Annotated in this window: 19 protein-coding genes and 1 pseudogene; 11 read left to right on the top strand and 9 right to left on the bottom strand. The window is 73.7% G+C overall.

Annotation, left to right across the window (positions count from 1 at the left end):
* Positions 1-47 precede the first annotated feature (47 nt).
* Together OOK41_RS31410 and OOK41_RS31405 are read left to right on the top strand one after the other, a co-directional pair.
* The gene (locus OOK41_RS31410) at positions 48-275 is read left to right on the top strand and encodes a hypothetical protein (protein WP_266267680.1); all 228 of its coding nucleotides are present in this window, start codon (positions 48-50) and stop codon (positions 273-275) included.
* Positions 259-564 carry a hypothetical protein gene (locus tag OOK41_RS31405; protein ID WP_266267679.1) on the top strand — a complete coding sequence of 102 codons (306 nt, stop codon included), beginning with the start codon at positions 259-261 and terminating at the stop codon, positions 562-564. The genes OOK41_RS31410 and OOK41_RS31405 overlap by 17 nt, the downstream gene beginning before the upstream one ends.
* A gap of 20 nt (positions 565-584) precedes the next feature.
* Here the strand turns inward: OOK41_RS31405 and OOK41_RS31400 are convergent, their stop codons facing one another.
* Positions 585-974, bottom strand: a complete 390-nt coding sequence (locus OOK41_RS31400) for a hypothetical protein (protein WP_266267678.1) — start codon at positions 972-974, stop codon at positions 585-587.
* Positions 975-1547: 573 nt separating this feature from the next.
* Here OOK41_RS31400 and OOK41_RS31395 point away from each other — a divergent pair.
* From OOK41_RS31395 to OOK41_RS31380, 4 genes are all read left to right on the top strand, one after another.
* Entirely contained in the window at positions 1548-1766 is a 219-nt protein-coding gene (locus OOK41_RS31395; protein ID WP_266267677.1) for a winged helix-turn-helix domain-containing protein, read from the top strand.
* An 85-nt stretch (positions 1767-1851) separates the two neighbouring features.
* Positions 1852-2235 carry a GntR family transcriptional regulator gene (locus OOK41_RS31390; protein ID WP_266268061.1) on the top strand — a complete coding sequence of 128 codons (384 nt, stop codon included), beginning with the start codon at positions 1852-1854 and terminating at the stop codon, positions 2233-2235.
* A gap of 1002 nt (positions 2236-3237) precedes the next feature.
* A complete protein-coding gene (locus OOK41_RS31385; protein WP_266267676.1) occupies positions 3238-4134 on the top strand; it encodes a hypothetical protein in 897 nt (298 codons plus the stop codon).
* Positions 4135-4331: 197 nt separating this feature from the next.
* Positions 4332-4586, top strand: coding sequence for a hypothetical protein (locus OOK41_RS31380; protein ID WP_117668539.1), 255 nt, complete (start codon positions 4332-4334; stop codon positions 4584-4586).
* Between the two features lie 310 nt (positions 4587-4896).
* Here the strand turns inward: OOK41_RS31380 and OOK41_RS31375 are convergent.
* Positions 4897-5346, bottom strand: a pseudogene (locus OOK41_RS31375) (SRPBCC family protein); the annotation flags it as partial.
* A 174-nt stretch (positions 5347-5520) separates the two neighbouring features.
* Between OOK41_RS31375 and OOK41_RS31370 the strand changes: the two are divergent.
* Positions 5521-6060 carry a DUF4240 domain-containing protein gene (locus OOK41_RS31370; RefSeq protein WP_266267675.1) on the top strand — a complete coding sequence of 180 codons (540 nt, stop codon included), beginning with the start codon at positions 5521-5523 and terminating at the stop codon, positions 6058-6060.
* Between the two features lies 1 nt (position 6061).
* Here the strand turns inward: OOK41_RS31370 and OOK41_RS31365 are convergent, their stop codons facing one another.
* From OOK41_RS31365 to OOK41_RS31350, 4 genes are all read right to left on the bottom strand, one after another.
* Positions 6062-6547 carry a GNAT family N-acetyltransferase gene (locus OOK41_RS31365; RefSeq protein ID WP_117668542.1) on the bottom strand — a complete coding sequence of 162 codons (486 nt, stop codon included), beginning with the start codon at positions 6545-6547 and terminating at the stop codon, positions 6062-6064.
* Positions 6548-6602: 55 nt separating this feature from the next.
* A complete protein-coding gene (locus OOK41_RS31360; protein WP_266268059.1) occupies positions 6603-7841 on the bottom strand; it encodes an MFS transporter in 1239 nt (412 codons plus the stop codon).
* A gap of 65 nt (positions 7842-7906) precedes the next feature.
* Positions 7907-8527, bottom strand: a complete 621-nt coding sequence (locus tag OOK41_RS31355) for a helix-turn-helix domain-containing protein (RefSeq protein WP_266267674.1) — start codon at positions 8525-8527, stop codon at positions 7907-7909.
* 73 nt (positions 8528-8600) lie between these two features.
* Positions 8601-9218: a pyridoxamine 5'-phosphate oxidase family protein gene (locus tag OOK41_RS31350; RefSeq protein WP_266267673.1), complete on the bottom strand. Its 618-nt coding sequence runs from the start codon at positions 9216-9218 to the stop codon at positions 8601-8603.
* Between the two features lie 162 nt (positions 9219-9380).
* On the opposite strand from OOK41_RS31350, the gene OOK41_RS31345 reads away from it, so the two are divergent.
* The 3 genes from OOK41_RS31345 to OOK41_RS31335 are packed head-to-tail and all read left to right on the top strand — an operon-like array spanning position 9381 to position 11569.
* Positions 9381-9887: a DUF2231 domain-containing protein gene (locus tag OOK41_RS31345; protein WP_117668544.1), complete on the top strand. Its 507-nt coding sequence runs from the start codon at positions 9381-9383 to the stop codon at positions 9885-9887.
* Positions 9884-10459 carry an Hsp20/alpha crystallin family protein gene (locus OOK41_RS31340; protein ID WP_266267672.1) on the top strand — a complete coding sequence of 192 codons (576 nt, stop codon included), beginning with the start codon at positions 9884-9886 and terminating at the stop codon, positions 10457-10459. Before OOK41_RS31345 ends, OOK41_RS31340 begins: the two co-directional genes overlap by 4 nt.
* 6 nt (positions 10460-10465) lie before the next feature.
* Positions 10466-11569, top strand: a complete 1104-nt coding sequence (locus OOK41_RS31335) for a glycosyltransferase family 9 protein (RefSeq protein ID WP_266267671.1) — start codon at positions 10466-10468, stop codon at positions 11567-11569.
* Positions 11570-11604: 35 nt separating this feature from the next.
* On the opposite strand, the gene OOK41_RS31330 is transcribed toward OOK41_RS31335, so the two are convergent.
* Complete coding sequence (locus tag OOK41_RS31330) at positions 11605-12483, bottom strand: glycosyltransferase family 2 protein (protein WP_266267670.1); 879 nt, start codon at positions 12481-12483, stop codon at positions 11605-11607.
* Positions 12480-14333, bottom strand: a complete 1854-nt coding sequence (gene rfaE2, locus OOK41_RS31325) for a D-glycero-beta-D-manno-heptose 1-phosphate adenylyltransferase (RefSeq protein WP_266267669.1) — start codon at positions 14331-14333, stop codon at positions 12480-12482. Before rfaE2 ends, OOK41_RS31330 begins: the two co-directional genes overlap by 4 nt.
* Positions 14334-14478: 145 nt before the next feature.
* On the opposite strand from rfaE2, the gene OOK41_RS31320 reads away from it, so the two are divergent.
* Positions 14479-15030, top strand: a complete 552-nt coding sequence (locus OOK41_RS31320; protein ID WP_266267668.1) for a type 1 glutamine amidotransferase domain-containing protein — start codon at positions 14479-14481, stop codon at positions 15028-15030.
* A gap of 13 nt (positions 15031-15043) precedes the next feature.
* Here OOK41_RS31320 and OOK41_RS31315 read toward each other — a convergent pair whose 3' ends face one another.
* On the bottom strand, positions 15044-16348 hold the full coding sequence (locus OOK41_RS31315) for an MFS transporter (protein ID WP_266267667.1): 1305 nt from the start codon (positions 16346-16348) through the stop codon (positions 15044-15046).
* Between the last annotated feature and the right edge of the window lie 7 nt (positions 16349-16355).

Genomic DNA, 16355 nt, shown 5'->3' with positions numbered 1-16355 from the left:
GCATCCTCAAGGCCGAGGGCTACGTCGAAGGGCAGCCCGGCCGGGGCGTGTACGTCCGTCCCACCCAGCAGCAGACCGTCACCCCGGCCGAGTACGCGGTCCCTGCGGCGCCCGGTCAGCCGTACGCCTGGATCACTGCGGCGACCGAGCGGGGACAACGGGGCGCGTCCCGGCTACTCGACGTCGGCGAGGTGGCGGCACCGGTGCAGGTGGCCGCCGCGCTCGGCCTCGCCCCAGGGCAGCCGGTGCGCCGGGCAGGTGCTGTCCCTGGATGACCCGGCGAGGTTGGTGCACGTCCTGCGGTCGATCTGGCGCGGGGTGGCCCTGGCGGAGCGGCGGATCCGGGGCGGGGCGGGCGTACTCGCCGAGCTGGGCGTGGAGCTGACGGCGTTCGAGGACATCATCCCGGCCGCCCAGCGACGAGTTTGTGACTGGAACTGCCGACAGGGTGCCGGTGCAGAACGTTCCGGGTGGGCTGCGGCGGTGGGCCGACCGGTCCTGTGCGAGGTGCTGATCAAGTCGGGGCATCTGCATGAGCTGCGGTACCGCTGTTCTGTGGCCTGACGCAGAGCCGACCGTGCTGGTCAGGGGCGGCTTTCTGCATGCGTCATCGCGGTGACCGCCTTCTCCTCCAGCGCCACCTGGAGCGCCCAGCTTGAAGCCGCCGGCTCTGCGACGTGGTCTCCCGGGGCGCTCAGCTCCTCCGGCGGCTTGCCCGCGGCGAGCAGTCGGGCCGCCTTGACCGCGACCTGTTCGGCCCGGTCCGCCCTCGACCCGGGGGCGGGGATCTCCAGCACCGGCCGGATGGTCCGGGCGAGTCGCTCGGCCACGGTGGCCAGATGGTCGAGCTGGCTGCGGTCCATGTCGGCGAGGACGGCCGGCAGCGCGTGTGCGGCGTGCTCGTCGGCGGCGAGGGTGATCGCGAGCCACGTCATCTCGTCGTCGGTCAGGGCGGGAGCAGGTGCGTCGGTCACGGGGGCCTTGGGCGGCAGGACACAGAATTCGGCGGGTGGTCGAGGTGCCGAAGGCCGGCGACGATCCGCGGCTCGGGCCTCGGCGCGGCGCCAGCAGCAGGCCACCCGCACCGCGGGCATCGGAAGACTCATCGTTCGCCACCAGGGCCGCGTTGCGCACCCGTCGTAGTCGTGCTCACCGCAGCAGGCCGATGACGGCAGCAGCTACGACCAGGGCGACGCAGATCCAGCCGTAGACGACGGGTGGCCAGCGGCAGCGGCGGCCTGCTGGGCGGCGCAGGGGATGATGTCGCCGTCCGGCTGCGAAGGCCGGCCGCCCACCGGAGTGCGCGTGCGGGAGGCGGGCCGTCGTGCAGGCCGACATCACGGGCCTCGTCGCGGGGAAGTTGGGGGCCGGGCGGGACGAGCCGCCCGGACCAGAATGCCGCGCGACCCGTGCCCAACGAGACCGGGCGACCACCCGAAGGTAGGACTCCAAGTGCTCCTAGTCAACCCAGGACACACACAACGTCACCACTGCTGGCAGGCTCGGATGTGCCAACGAGACCGAGGTACGCCATGCCCAGAACGCCCGTGTACCGGGAGATCATCACGACATCGCGCCGCGGTGATCAGGGCCGAGGCCTTCAACCGGGCGACCGGCTGCCGACGATCGCCCAACTCTGCGAGCAGTACCAGGCCAGCAACACGCCCGTGAAAACCGCGATGCGGCTCCTCGAGGAGATGGGCCTGATCGAGACGTGGCAGGGCAAGGGCATGTTCGTCCGCCAGCGAACAGAGGACGCCAAGTAGATCACCGGTCTACCGGTTAACCGGTGATCCGGTCTACCGGTCGGCTGTCCATACCGTCCATCTCGATCCCCCACTCCAGGGTGCGCTGCACCGGCTCGCTGCTGCGCTGCGGGCCCGGATCGCGGCCGGGGAGTGGGTGCCGGGCACGCTGCTGCCGGCGCAGGCCCGGATCGGGTACGACTACGGCGTGGGCAAGGCGACCGCGCAGAAGGCGATCGACACCCTGCGCGCCGAGGGTCTGATCGACGTCGAGCGTGGCGTTGGCATCCGGGTGCGCGGTCCAGCGCCGGAGGTCGATGAGCTGATCGGCGAGCCGGATCAGCTCGTGACGGCGCGGATGCCGACGCCGGAGGAGCGGGCGCGGTTCGGGATGGCCGAGGGCGTCCCGGTGCTGGTGGTGCGCCAGCCGGACGGGCTGATGGACGTGTATCCGGCCGATGAGTACGGTGTGCGCATTCCGCGCGGTTGATTGCCCAACGTCACTTGATGCGCTATCCGCAGATGTGATGTCCCGGCAATCCTGATTCAGGCTGACGGCAGCCCATGTTACGGACACGTTGCGTGGATATCTAGCAGCGCTCGAAGCGTGGGATTCCCGCATTTCATCACGCTGAGTTGATCAGATATCACGTGCAGCACGCCACCGACATCAGGGTGCTTTCAGGATCGCCGGCAGTTGGCCGGTCACCCCCTTCCCACAGGCTCTCGTACAGGTGTTTTATCTGTCTTTCGCAGCCGCAGCGTCCCTCGGGGGGGATACCACATGCGCCACCATCCGTACGCACCGAAGGCGACCATCGCATCGCAATCGTCGCCAGGACCGCTGCGGTCTGCTGAGCAGTCGGCGGGGAGGCGGGGCGAGCAGCAGCCGGACACCCGGCTGGAGTACTGGCGGATCTACTCGGACGTGCTGGAGGACCTCTGCGGCCTGGATGGCAGCACGCCCAGGCGGTGACAAGATCAGTGACAGTCGGGGCCGACTGAACGGTTGTGCATCGTCATGAAATGTGTTCCGAAACCCGCTCTGACCTGGGCCCACCCGAGAAAGGCCCCGTGACCAGGCGAGATGCCAAGGTCACGGGGCCTTTCTCTGGTGCCGTGGAGATCGGCCGGCGACCCGCCGCGGCTGCCGCTGCGGCGTGCCCGGGCGGTTTGCCACGCGGTGCCGGCACGCGGCTCCGTCGGTCCCCGCCCGGTCGACCGCCCTCGCCCGCCGGTTGATGACTCTGCGTGTACAGGCCGAGGGTTCTTTGCTTCGTCCCTGGGGTGTGGACTCCTCCCCCTGAGCGAACCCTCCGGCAACTAGCACTATCCGAAGAGCAGGCATTCGCGCTGGTAGACGCATGGCCGTCTGGTTACCCTTGGGTCATCTGCCCGACGATGCGCATTTTTGGTCGGGCGCGTCCCGCACTTTCGGTCTGTTACTCGGAGTGATCGTCGTGCTCGGCCCTCCTGACGGAAGGAGGGCTCCATGACCCGGGCCCCGACGAATCTGTCGAACGTTCGGACCCTGTTGTTGTCGTACCTCAAGGACCTGGACCCGGCCGCCGTCGGCATCGTCGGCGACCCGGCCCACCGCGGGGGCTACCACTGCGGCTCCGACCGGGTCGTGGCCAACGACTACTCGGTCGTGGAGTCCCCCCGGGACCGAGCGGGGTTGACCATCGACGCCTCCGCACTGGACGTCGGCTCGTTCACCGTACGGTCTGCCGGCCGTGCCCACGACCTGCGCTCGTTCTCCGTCTGGTGCGTGCAGCAGTGCGCGGCCGGCGCGGCCGACACGCGGGACATCCGGGAGATCATCTACAGCCCCGACGGGAAGACGGTCCGGCGATGGGACCGGCTCAAGCGCCGGTCGACCGGCGACAGCTCCCACCTGTGGCACACCCACTTCAGCTTCTTCCGCGACTCCACGAAGGCGGGTCGGGACCAGGTCCCGCTGTTCCGCCGCTACCTGACGGCCATCGGACTGCTGACCACGACGATCCCGGAGGACGACATGAGCGCTCAGGCCGAGAACGAGATCCACCAGGTGTACGCCGGGCTCTTCACCGGCGGGTCGAGCATGGGCCGGACCGTCGACCCCGACGGCCCCGGGCCCGAGAAGGCCAGCAACAGCATCGTCGCCAAGCTCGACTACGTGATGTCCCGCCTGGACGGTGTGGCCGCCGGGGTCACCACCCTGACCGGGAAGGACTTCACGGACGAGCCGGCCATCGTCGCCGGGGTGCTCGCCGGGCTGTCCCCGCAACGGCTCTCCGAGGCGTTGAAGGCCGCCGGGCTGACCCCGGAGGCCATCGCGGCGGCGGTGCCGCCGGACATGGCCCGACAGGTCGTCGACGAGCTGACCGCCCGGCTGTCCTCCTGACGACGGATGGAGCCGGCGACTCGCCTCCCGCCCGGCGGGGCCGCCGAGGCGGGCAGGGGCCGCAGGGCGAGGTGGGCCGCCCGGGCCCCGGCGCCCCCTGACGGTACGACCGCACAGGTCGCCGTCGGCACCACCGACGGCGCGTGGCGCAGCGCCGCCCACGTGACCGAGTGACCGACCAACTGAGGAGACCCGGCATGTCCGACCCCACCCCCGCCCCCGTCCCCACCTCGACCGCGACCGAACCGCTGTTCACCGTCGGCGGGATCACCGCCGCCGGGACGGCCGTGATCAGCCTGCTGGTCGCCTTCGGCCTGCCACTGTCCGCGAACCAGCAGACCGCGATCCTCGGCCTGCTCGCCGTGCTCGCCCCGCTGCTGGTGGCGGCGATCGCCCGGGGCCGGGTCTACTCGCCGGCCACCGTGGCCCGGCTGCTGGAGAGCCGCCGGTAGCGCCCCGCCCCGAACGTCGCGGCCCGATCGGCTGGACCGGCCCGCCGGACACGCCCGCGGTCCGCGCGCCGCCGCGTCCGCCGGGCCCGGACGCGGCGGCGGCCCGGGCGCGCGCCCGGGCCTGCGCCGTGCCGGGAACTGGTCAGAGCGGCCGGTGGGCGCCGTCGGGGCCGGCGCCGGTCGGGTACGGGGCGCCGGCCGGTGTGGTCGCCCCGGTGCCGGTGTCCCGGCCGGACCCGTCGACCCGGCCGCTGTCCCCCCGGGTGCCGGCGGCGTACTCGACGCCGGGCGTGCCGAGCTGGCGGCCCTCGTCGATCGTGCCGCGCCAGCCCCCGGTCTCGACGCCCCGGCTTTCGATGTACGCCTTGAACCTCTCCAGGTCGGACTCGGCCTGCCGCTCGACGAGGTGCAGCCGGTCGCCGGCCTTCTCGACGAAGCCCTCCGGTTCGTACTCCAGGAACAGCCGGACCATCGTGCGATCCGTGTCGACCGGCTGGAAGTGGACGGCACCGGCGTTGGTGGCGCCCTCGGTGGCGGCCCAGGCGACCTTGCGGTCCGGCACCTGCTCCAGGATCTTCGCGTCCCACTCGCGCTGGACGCCGGCGATCTCGGCGACCCAGTGCATGCGCCTGTCGTCGAGCTGGCGTACCTCCCGGACGCCGCCCATGAACCTCGGGAACTCCTCGAACTGCGTCCACTGGTTGTACGCGGTGCGGATCGGGACGTTCACCTCGACGGACTTCTCGACCGTGGTGGTCATCGGCACTCCTTCGGGTTGTCTCCGCGCTCGCTCGTCGAGAGCGGATCTCTCGTCCACCGGGAGTCGTACCCGGGAGCGGTCACCTCAATCAGGTCCACACCGGGACGCGGGACACACCTCTCCCGCCTGGGCGCGGCGGAGGACTGTCGGTGGCGCCCGCTAACCTCCGCTGCCATGAGCATTTCAGCGGATGGCGTCGCGGAGCTGCCCAGCGTCGAGGACGAGGCCCGGTTCTGGTCCCTGGTGGAGACCGCGTGGGAGCGGCTGGGCCCCGGGCCCGCGGCGCTGCGCCGGGCCCTGCGGGAACGGGACCCGGCGGCCGGTGACGTCGACCCGGACTCCGTCGCCGAGTGGTTCGCCCCGTTCCTCGACAACCTGCGCGCCCTCGGCGCCGACCTGTCCAGCGAGGAGTTGACCGGCCTGGACCGGGTGGTCGAGCGGAAGCTCCACGAGATCGACCGCGCCGACATCCACGCGGTGACCGACGGCTCCGACGACGGCTTCCTCTACGCCCGGGGGCACATCGTCGCCCTCGGGCGGGAGTACTACGAGGCGGTGCGCGCCAACCCCGCCCTGGCCGTTCCGGACGGCAGTTGCGAGAGCATCTGCTACCTGTTCGCCCACCTGCACGACAAGCTGTTCGGGGATTGGCCGCGCAACGGGTCGGGCATCTCCCGGGAGTCGTTCAGCAACCCGGAGGGCTGGCGGGGGTAGGTCAGAGGGCGCGGTACATCACGTGCAGTCCGACCCGGCCCAGGCCCGGGTGGGCGAACGCGCCCGGCACGGTGCCGACGATCTCGAAGCCGTGCCGCCGGTACAGCTCGACCGCCGTGTGGTTGGTCTCGACCACCGCGTTGAACTGCATCCCGGCGTAGCCGTGCTCGTGGGCCCAGTCCAGCGCGAACCGGCACAGCGCGGTGCCCACCCCGCGCCCCCGGGCGTCCGCCGCGACCATGAAGCTCGCGGTGGAGACGTGCGACCCGGGACCGGGCCGGTTGGTGCCCATCTTGGCCGTGCCGACGACCCGGTCGCCCTCGACCGCCACGACGGTCAGGCCGGGCGGGCGCTCCACCCACATGTCGTACGCCTGCCCGGCGGTCATCGCCGGGTCGTACGGGAAGGTCTCCTCGGCCCGGACGACCGCGCCGACGATCTCCCACACCTGCGGCCAGTCGGCCTCGGCGAACTCCCGGATCAGCACGACCGGCGACGCTAGCATCGCCGCCGGCCCGCGCACGACCGAATTCCGGCACCGGTCAGGCGCGGGTCGGCTGCTCGGGCCGGTCGGGGAGTTCCCGCAGGCCGCGTACCGGGGAGAAGAGCACCCAGAGCACGCCGAGGAGCGCGCCGGCGGTGGCGATCGAGAGTGCCGGCCGGACGCCGAGGGCGGTGCCCAGCGCACCGCCGAGCAGCGCGCCGATCGGCCGGATGCCGTAGTTGACCGTGCGCCGTGCGCCCATGGTGCGGGACAGCAGCGAGTCGGGGGTGAGCGCGGTCTGCATCGAGCCGGTGGTGATGTCGAGCATCATCACCCCGACGGCGGAGCCGAACTCGGCGGCGAGGAGCATGCCCAGCACCATCGGCTTGGGCCCGTCGGCGAGCGGCACGAGCAGCAGCGGGGCGGGGAAGGCCACGAAGCTGGCCACCATCGTCGGGCCGACGCCGAACCGCCGGGTCAGCCGCCCGGTGATCGCCGCGCCGAACAACCCGCCCACCGCGCCCGCGCCGAGCACCGCCCCGAGCACGCCGGGGGAGAGGCCGAGTTCCTGGACGGCGTAGAGCACGAAGAGCGCCGAGAACATGAAGTTGAAGAGGTTGAGGGTGGTGGTGCCGAGCAGGATGGACCGCATCGCCGGCGCCCGCGCGAGGAACCGCAGCCCGTCGGCGAGGCCGAGCCCGGCGCCCCGGGCGGGCACCGGCTCCGTCGGTCGGATCCGAACCAGGAAGTACGCGGACACGACGTACGAGGCGGCGTCGACGAGCAGCGCGATCGGCGCGGTGAGCAGTTGCACCAGGACGCCGCCGATGCTCGGGCCGGCCACCAGGGACATCGCCCGGCTGCCCGAGATGAGGGTGTTCGCGGCCACGTAGTCGGGCCGGCGCACCAGCGACACGAAGAGCGGCGCGCGCGCCACCTCGAAGAACACGGCGAGGGTGCCCGTGGCGAAGGCGATCAGGTAGAGCTGGGGCAGGGCCAGCAGGTCGAACAGGTACAGCACCGGCAGGACGGCCAGCAGCAGGGCGCGACCGATATCGGCGAGGATCATCAGCCGGCGCTTGTGCGGCAGCCGGTCGACCCACGCGCCGGCCAGCAGCGAGAAGAAGAGGTTCGGGGCGAGGGCGGCGGCCGTGAGGTAGCCCATCTCGGCCGGCCCGGCGCCGGCCCCGAGCACGGCGAGCAGGGGCAGGGCGAGGGTGGTGACCTCGTCGCCGAAGTAGGAGACGGTCTGCGCCGACCAGTACCGCCGGAACGTCCGCTCGCGCAGCAGGCGCAGCGGCCCGCCGCGTGGGACGGGGCCGGTCGGCGTGGCGGCTACCGGCGCGGTGGTCGCAGCACCGCTCACCGGGTACTGTCCGGGCCGGCGTCCGACCCGGTGCCGCCGCCGTCGGTCGGGGCCGGGGTGCCGAGGAGCGCGAGCTGCACGAGGGTGACCCGGCGGGCGCCCGCCGGCCGGGCGGACGGGTCGGTGATCCGGCCGTCGTACTCGGCGAGCAGGGCGTCCATCCGCGCGGTCAGCGCGGCCATCTCGTCGGCGGTGACGTAGAGCGGCTGGTCGCCGAAGCCGGTTACCGTGCGCCATTCCGTCGGCTCGTCGGCCCGCCGGGCGAGGTACTCCTCGGCCTGCCGGGCGTAGTGGGCGAGCTGGGTGGCGTTCAGCACGTCCGTGGCCGCCCGCACGCGGGGGTCGTCGGAGGCGTCGTCCCAGGTGGTGACGAGCGCGGTGGCCCGCCAGGGGCGTTCCCGGGCGTCGGCGCCGGGGGCCCGCTCGGCGAGCCCGTACTTGGCCAGTTGTCGCAGGTGGAAGGAGCAGTTGGGCACGTTCTCGTCGAGCCGCTCGGCGGCCCGGGTGGCGGTCATCGGGCCCTCCCGCCGCAGCAGCCCGATCAGGGCCATCCGCAGCGGATGCGCGTAGCCGCGCAGGGCGACCGGATCGGAGAGATTCACCCGGGGCAGCGCCATTTGCTAAAGATATCTTTCTAAAGATGTCTATAGCAAATGGGCGGGGCTGGTTCGCCGCAGGTCCGGCGTGGGATCAGGTGTAGATGGACTTCGCGTACGCGGGGCCGTAGTGGCGCTCCAGGTCGGCCAGGCTCTCGGTCGGGGCCTCGACCTCCTTGATCAGCCGGGCCCGGGACGGCAGCGCGTCCGGCTGCCAGGTCTCCGGCCGCCACAACTCGGAGCGGAGGAACGCCTTGGCGCAGTGGTAGAAGATCTGCTCGATCTCCACCACGATCGCCAGGATCGGCCGGTGCCCCTTGACCACCATGTCGTCGAAGAACGGCGCGTCCCGCACCAGCCGGGCCCGGCCGTTGATCCGCAGCGTGTCGGTCCGGCCGGGGATCATGAAGATCAGCCCGACGTGCGGGTTGTCGAGGATGTTGCGGTATCCGTCCGCCCGTCGGTTGCCGGGCCGCTCGGGCACGGCGATCGTCGTGTCGTCCAGTGCCAGGGCGAAGCCGGGCGGGTCGCCCTTCGGTGAGACGTCGCAGGTGCCGTCCGCGCCCGCCGTGGCGACCAGGCAGAACGGCGAGGCGGCCAGCCACTGCCGGTCCCGCTCGTGCAGAACGCTGCGCTCCTTGGCTGCCGCCCGGGCGTTCGGGGTCCCCAGCAGTTCGCGCAGCTCCTCGTGCGAGGTGATCTCCACCGTCACGTCTTCCTCCCCCGACCGTTGACCTCGGTGGCGGCGTGCGGTGCCGGTGCCCAGGCCACCTGTCGCCCTCAGCCTAACCGGGCGCGTCTGGCCGGAGGTTTGTCCGGCGGTGGCCCGGGTACCGCGCCAGCCAGCGCCCCGCAACGACCAACGGAGGCCGCGATGGAGAGCCGACTCAAGGTGCTCGGGCACCCCGTGCATCCGATGCTGATCACGTTCCCGGTCGGCCTGCTGGTCACTGCGGTGATCTTCGACGTCATCGACACCGTCGGCGGCCCGCGGTTCCTCGGTGAGGTGGCCTACTGGAACATCACGGTCGGCCTGATCGGCGGGCTGCTGGCCGCGGCGGCGGGCGCGTTCGACCTGCTCGCCATCCCCACCGGCACCCGCGCGAAGCGGGTCGGCCTCAGCCACGCCGCCGCGAACATCGCGGTGATCCTGCTCTTCGCCGCCGTCTGGGCGGTCCGGCTCAACGCCGACTCCCGGGCGGCCGGCGGCGCGCTCATCGCCATCGAGGTGGTCGCGCTGGCCATCCTCGGCGGCAGCGCGTGGCTCGGCGGCGAACTGGTCGACCGGCTCGGCGTCGGCGTCGACCCGGACGCCAACCTGGACGCCCCCAGCTCGCTGCGGGCACCGGCGGCCACCCACTCGATCGGAGACCTGCGATGAGCGAACAACCCGGAGGCGGACGGGGCTGGCGCGGCCGGCAGCAGGGCTGGGACCCGATGGGGGAACTCCAGTCGCTGCGCGCCGAGCTGAGCCGGCTGGTCGGCGGCACCCGGCCCGGCCCGCCCGAGGTGGAGCTGACCGAGACCGCCGAGGGCTGGCAGGCCGTGGTCCGGCTGCCCGGCGTCGCCCCCGAGGAGGTGGCCGTCGAGCTGGACGACCGGGAGCTCTGCGTCCGGGCCCGCTCCGAGGCCGAGGTCAACGCCGACCAGGGCATCCCGGGCGGCTTCCAGACCCGGGGCTTCGAGTACCGGGTCGACCTGCCGTCCCGGGTGGACCCGGACCGGATCGACGCGGTGATGGACCACGGCCTGCTCCGGGTCCGGCTGCCCCGGGCGGCCCGGCCCGCGCCGCGCACCATCACCGTGGGCCGCGCCGGCCCCCGGGTCGCCGGCCCGGGTACGGGCCATCCGGTCGACCCGGCCGCCGACCGGGAACTGCACCACCCGGACTTGGCTGCCGGCCGGGAACTGCACCACCCGGACCGGGCCGCCGACGAGATCGACCGGCCGTAGCGGGTCGTGGTCACCCCGTTCCCGCTGGACCCGGTGGGCGAGCGCGTGCCCGACGTCGCGCGGATCGCCGTGCTACGGGCCAACGCGCTCGGCGACTTCATCTTCGTCCTGCCCGCGCTGGAGGCGCTGCGCGCCGCGTACCCGGGGGCGGAGATCGTGCTGCTCGGCGCGCCGTGGCACGCGAAGCTCTGGCGCGACCGGCCCGGCCCGGTGGACCGGGTGCTGGTGGTCCCGCCCGCGCCCGGCATCCGCGCCCCCGACCCCGGCGAGCCGGAGTCCTCGATGGACGACTTCGTGGCCGTGGCCCGCGCCGAGCGTTTCGACCTGGCGCTGCAACTGCACGGCGGCGGCGGCAACTCCAACCCGGTCGTCGCCGGCCTGGGCGCCCGGGTCACCGCCGGGCTGCGGGCCGAGGACGCCCCGCCGCTGGACCGCTGGATCCGGTACGTCTACTACCAGCACGAGGTGCTGCGCTACCTGGAGGTGGCCGGCCTGGTCGGGGCGCCCGCCACCACGATCGTCCCGACGCTGGCGGTCACCGACGCCGACCGGGCCGAGGCCGCCGACGTGCTCGGCGCGCCGGCGAGGCCCCGGGTGGCGCTGCACCCCGGGGCCACCGACACCCGGCGGCGCTGGCCGGCCGAGCGGTTCGCCGAGGTGGCCCGCGTCCTGGCCGGCGACGGGTACGAGGTGCTGGTCACCGGCACCCGCGCCGAGCGGGAGCTGGTGGACCGGGTGGTCGCGGCGGCCGGGGTGCCCCTGCGCCCGCTCGTCGGCACGCTCGGCCTCGGCGGGTTGGCCGCCTGCTACGCCGGCTGCGCCCTGCTGGTGTCCAACGACACCGGCCCGCTGCACCTGGCCGCCGCCGTCGGCACCGCCACCGTCGGGATCTACTGGGTCGGCAACCTGATCAACACCGGGCACCCGTTGCGCGCCCGGCACCGCCCGATCGCCTCCTGGACGGTGCACTGCCCGGTCTGCGGCGTCGACTGCACCCCGGGTATCTACCCGCACCGCCCCGGGCACGGCGACTGCCCGCACCGCGACTCCTTCGTCGCCGACATCCCGGCGGTCGAGGTCGTCGAGGCCGCCCGCGAGCTGCTGGGCTGAGCGGGGCGCGCGCCCGGTGGCCCGCCCACCGCCCGTCAGGCGGGCTGCGGGGCGTCCGAGTCGGCGAGGACGACCTCCCACGCCTCCACGTCCCGCTCGGTGACGGTGGTCGGCGACTCCAGGTGGTACGCCCCGCTGGGCAGGACGCCCGCGCCGCCGTGGCGCTCCAGCACGGCGAGCTGGGCGGCCACGTCCTCGCCCTGGTGCCTCTCCTGCACCCGCCGCCAGAACTCGAAGCCGCCCGAGTCGACCAGCGCCGCCCGGTCGTAGAGCACGCACCCGCCGATCCAGGAGACCTTGTACGCCCGCCAGGCCCCCGGCGGCAGGTTCAGCCGCTCCGTGACGTGCAGCAGGTTCGCCGCCGGATGGATCGAGGCCCGCTGCCACTGCGGGGTGCCCGGGCGGACCCGCTCCGGCACCGGCCGGCCCACCCACTCCTCGTAGTGCCCGTGGGTCTCCGGGCGCACGTCGTCGACGTACGACAGCCCGTGCACGGCGTTGCCGACGAAGCCGCAGCCCAGCTCGCCGATCGCGGTGACCAGCCGGTGCAGGGTCCCCGGCTCCAGCCAGACGTCGTCGTCGAGGCAGAGCACGTACCGGGCCGCCGAGCGGTCCAGCAGGTACGCCCGGTGCTCGGCCAGCCCGCGCCGGGGCAGCCGCCGGGTCAGCAGCACCGGGTGGCCCCGGTGGCGCAGCGCCCGCGCCATGGTGGCCGCCGCCGGGTGGGCGTACGCGGGGTCGCCGTCGGACTGGTCGCTGACCACCACCCCGAAGCCGGGCACGCCCTCCTGGGTGGCCAGACCGGAGAGGGTGACCGCCAGCTCGGCCGGGCGGTTCCGGGTCGGGATCAGCACGTCGAGCTGCCGCTCCCGGCGGAACTCACCGGCGTCGCCGGGGTCTAGCGGACGGTTCACGCCGGCCTGCCGGTCAACGTGTGCCCCGGTCCGTCGGACCGGTGTCCGGTGCCGGGCGCGTCCGTCGCCTGCGCCCGGATGCGCTCGATGATCGCCGAGGTGGAGCGGTCCGGCACGTACCCGAGGGTGCGGACCTGACCGCCGAGCCGGCGCACCAGCGGCGCCTCCGGCACCATCTCCGGTGGGTAGTCGCCACCCTTGACGTAGACGTCCGGACGGACGGTCTCGATCAGCCCCGCCGGGGAGTCCTCCTCGAAGACCACCACGTGGTCCACGCAGGACAGCGCGGCGAGCAGCGTCACCCGGTCCTCCACCGGGTTGACCGGCCGGTCCGGCCCCTTCAGCCGGCGTACGCTGCCGTCGGAGTTGACCGCGACCAGCAGCAGGTCGCCGAGGGCCCGGGCCTGTTCCAGGTAGCGCACGTGCCCGGGGTGCAGCACGTCGAAGCAGCCGTTGGTGAACACCACCGACCGGCCCGCATCCCGGTGCGCGGCCACGATGTCCGCCAACTCGTCCGGGGCGACCAGCACCGGGTGCCCGGGAGCGCCGGCCGGGACGCCGAGCGCGTCGAGCAGGTCCTCGCGCCGGCACACGCAGGTGCCGGTGTCCGACACGGTGCTGGTGGCGGCGAGCTGGGCGAGTTGCGCGGCGGTCGGCAGCGGCGCGTCGGCGGCCAGGGCCAGCGTCATCGCGGCCAGGTACGCGTCCCCCGCGCCGACCGCGTAGCTGGCCGGGACGGGGGTGCTGTGGCTGCGCCGGGGCGCTCCGTCCGCGCCGCCGACCACGGCGCCCTCGGTGTCCAGGGTGACCGCGACCACGTCCGCGCCGGTGTGCGCGCGCAGCTCCGCGAGGCGGGACTCGGCCAGCACCGCCCGGTCCACCCCGTCGCCGGCCCCGGCGTTCACGGTCACGCCCGTGCCGGTGACGCTGAGCCCGTCGCCGGTCATCGCCACCCGGTCCTCGCCGGGCGTCGGCTCGCCGGTCGGGCCCGTCGGGCGGCCGAGCGGCACCCGGGACGCCTCCGTCGGCCCGCCCGAGCCGCTGTCGGCGGGGTTTCCGGCCGACCCGGGACGGCCCGGCGCCGAACCCACGCTCAGCTCCGACGGCCCGTCCGCCGGATCGGACCCGGGGTGGTCCAGGTGCAGGTGGGAGTCGGACCGGGCGGCGGCCCGGGCGAGCAGCCGGGTGGCCTCGGCGAAGCTCGGGGTGACCACGGTGGGCGCGAGGCCCCGCCAGTCGGCGAGGTCGTGCGCGTCGAGCGCGACGGTGGCGTACCGGTCCCGGGCGGCGACCAGCCAGGCGCGCACGGGGGCGGGCAGCGAGCCCAGCCCGTAGTCGCAGACCACCAGGGTGGGCACCTCGCCGCCGGCGGCGGCCCGCAGCTCCTCGGTGGCGCACTCCAGCGCCGTGAGCAGGCGGACCACGCCGTCCTGTTCGAGTGCGTCGTCCGGGTCGCCGGAGTCCTCGCGCAGCAGGATCTGGTTGCCGGCGAGCATCCGCCGCTTCACCGGGGTCGGCCGGCCGGGCTGGTTGACGGTTCGATCCCAGACGCCGGCCCGGTCCAGGCAGTCGTGCAGCTCGTCCCCGGCGGCGTCCGCGCCGACCGGGGCGACCAGCACCGCCCGCCCGCCCAGGGCGGCCACGTTGACGGCGGTGTTCGCCGCGCCGCCGGCCGCCGAGAGGCGTCGGCGCAGGCTGAGGACGGGGGCGGGCGCCTCTCGGCAGAGTCGGTCGGACTCCGCGAACCGCCACTCGTCGAGCATGGCGTCGCCGATCACCAGCACAGGACGGCCCAGCCAGCTCTCCACGACGGTGGCGAGCCGGCGCTCTTCCGCTGCTGCTCCTGCCATGCCCGTCGGGTCCCCCGCGGGTGCCGGGTCAAACCTGGGCCGCCGCCCGCCCGTTGGGGCGTGGAGCGGGTCACCTCGGGGGCCGGGTTTCGGGCATCCGGGCCCGGGAACGGTCCAGAAGTACCTCGGAGAGGAGATGCACGAGATGGCAGCGACGACACTACAGGGCAAGCGGATCGCCTTCCTGGCCGCCGACGGCGTCGAGGAGGTCGAGTACACCCAGCCGCGCGAGGCGGTCGAGAACGCCGGGGCCACGGCGGAGCTGGTCTCGCTGAAGCCCGGCCGGATCCAGGCATTCAACCATCTCGACCACGGCAGGACGTACGACGTGGACGTGACCGCGGCGGACGCGGACGCCGGCGGCTACGACGCCCTGGTGCTGCCGGGCGGGGTGGCGAACCCGGACTTCCTGCGCACCGACCCGGACGCGGTGCGGTTCGTGAAGGCGTTCTTCGAGGCCGGCAAGCCGGTCGGGGTGATCTGCCACGGCCCGTGGACGCTGGTCGAGGCGGACGTGGTGCGGGGCCGCCGGATCACCTCCTGGCCGAGCCTGCGCACCGACCTGACCAACGCCGGCGCGGCCTGGGTCGACGAGCAGGTGGTCACGGACAACGGCCTGGTCAGCAGCCGCCGGCCGGACGACCTGCCGGCCTTCTGCGCCAAGATCGTCGAAGAGTTCGCCGAGGGCCGCCACTGACCCCGCTCACGGGTCAGCCCTGGGGCGCCGCCGCGCGTTCCGGGGCGGCGGCGGCCCAGGCGGCGTCCTCGGACTGCTTGCGGGCCAGGCCGGCGCGGCCGTCGTAGCGGACGAGCTGCGGCAGGGCGGCGGCCAGGGCGATCGTGCCGAGGACGCAGAGGACCCCGCCGGAGACGATCGAGCCGCCCACCCCCAGCGGGGTGCGGGCGACCAGGCCGGAGCGGAGTTGGCCGAGCAGCGGGCCGGTCGAGTACGAGAGCATCTCGATGCCGGCGAGCCGTCCGCGCAGGTGGTCCGGGATGGTCTGGTTCCAGATGATCATGCGGAACAGGCCGGAGACCATGTCCGCCGCGCCGGCCAGGGCCAGGAAGAACAGGGCGGCCCAGAGCGAGCCGACCAGCCCGAAGCCGACGATCGCCAGCCCCCACGCGCCGGCCGCGAGCACCACCATCAGCCCGTGCCGGTGCACCCGGGCGGTCCAGCCGGAGCCGACCGTGGCGACCAGCGAGCCGACCGCCGGCGCGGCGTAGAGCAGCCCGAGCACGGCCGGCCCGCCGAGCTTCGCCGCCATGAACGGGTAGAGCGCCTGCGGCATGCCGAAGAACATCGCGTTGATGTCGACGAGGTAGGTGCCGAGCAGTTCGGGGCGACTGCGGGCGTACCGCAGGCCGGTCACCACGGAGCGCAGCGACGGCCGGTCGGCGGCCGGGGGTGGCGGCACCGCGCGTACCAGGGCCAGGCAGGCCAGCGAGAACGCGAAGGTGGCCAGGTCGATCGCGTACACCCAGGCCAGGTCGACCGAGGCGATCAGCACGCCGGCCACCGCCGGGCCGCCGAGCTGCGCCACCTGCATCCGCAGCGAGTTCAGCGCGCTCGCCGCCGGGATCTCGTCCGGGGTGACGACACGCGGGGTCAGCCCCTCCAGGGCCGGGCGTTGCAGCCCGTCCACTGCCGCCGTCAGCCCGGCCACCAGGTAGAGCAGCCAGAGCTGCGGGGTCTGACCGAGCGAGTTGACCAGCAGGACGGCGCAGAGCAGCGTGAACCCGACCTCGCCGCCGAGCACCAGCAGCCGCCGGTCCAGGAAGTCGGCGAGCGCGCCGCCGACGAAGGCCATCACCAGCAGGGGTACGAGCTCACAGACGCCGAGCAGGCCGACGAGCAGCGGATCCCCCGTCAGCTCGTACACCTGGTACGGGACGGTGACGTAGGTGATGAAGGACCCGAAGGCGGACACCCCCGCACCCGAGAAGACCAGCCGGAAGTCCCGCGAGGTGCGCAGCGGGGTGACGTCGAGCGCGAGGCGGCGGGGCGGTTCCACGCTCGGG

Origin of the sequence: Micromonospora sp. NBC_01655, assembly GCF_026339755.1 — a bacterium.
Lineage (GTDB): Bacteria > Actinomycetota > Actinomycetes > Mycobacteriales > Micromonosporaceae > Micromonospora.
Note: the sequence above shows the minus strand (reverse complement) of the source record. Positions and strands in the feature narration are given on the sequence as shown.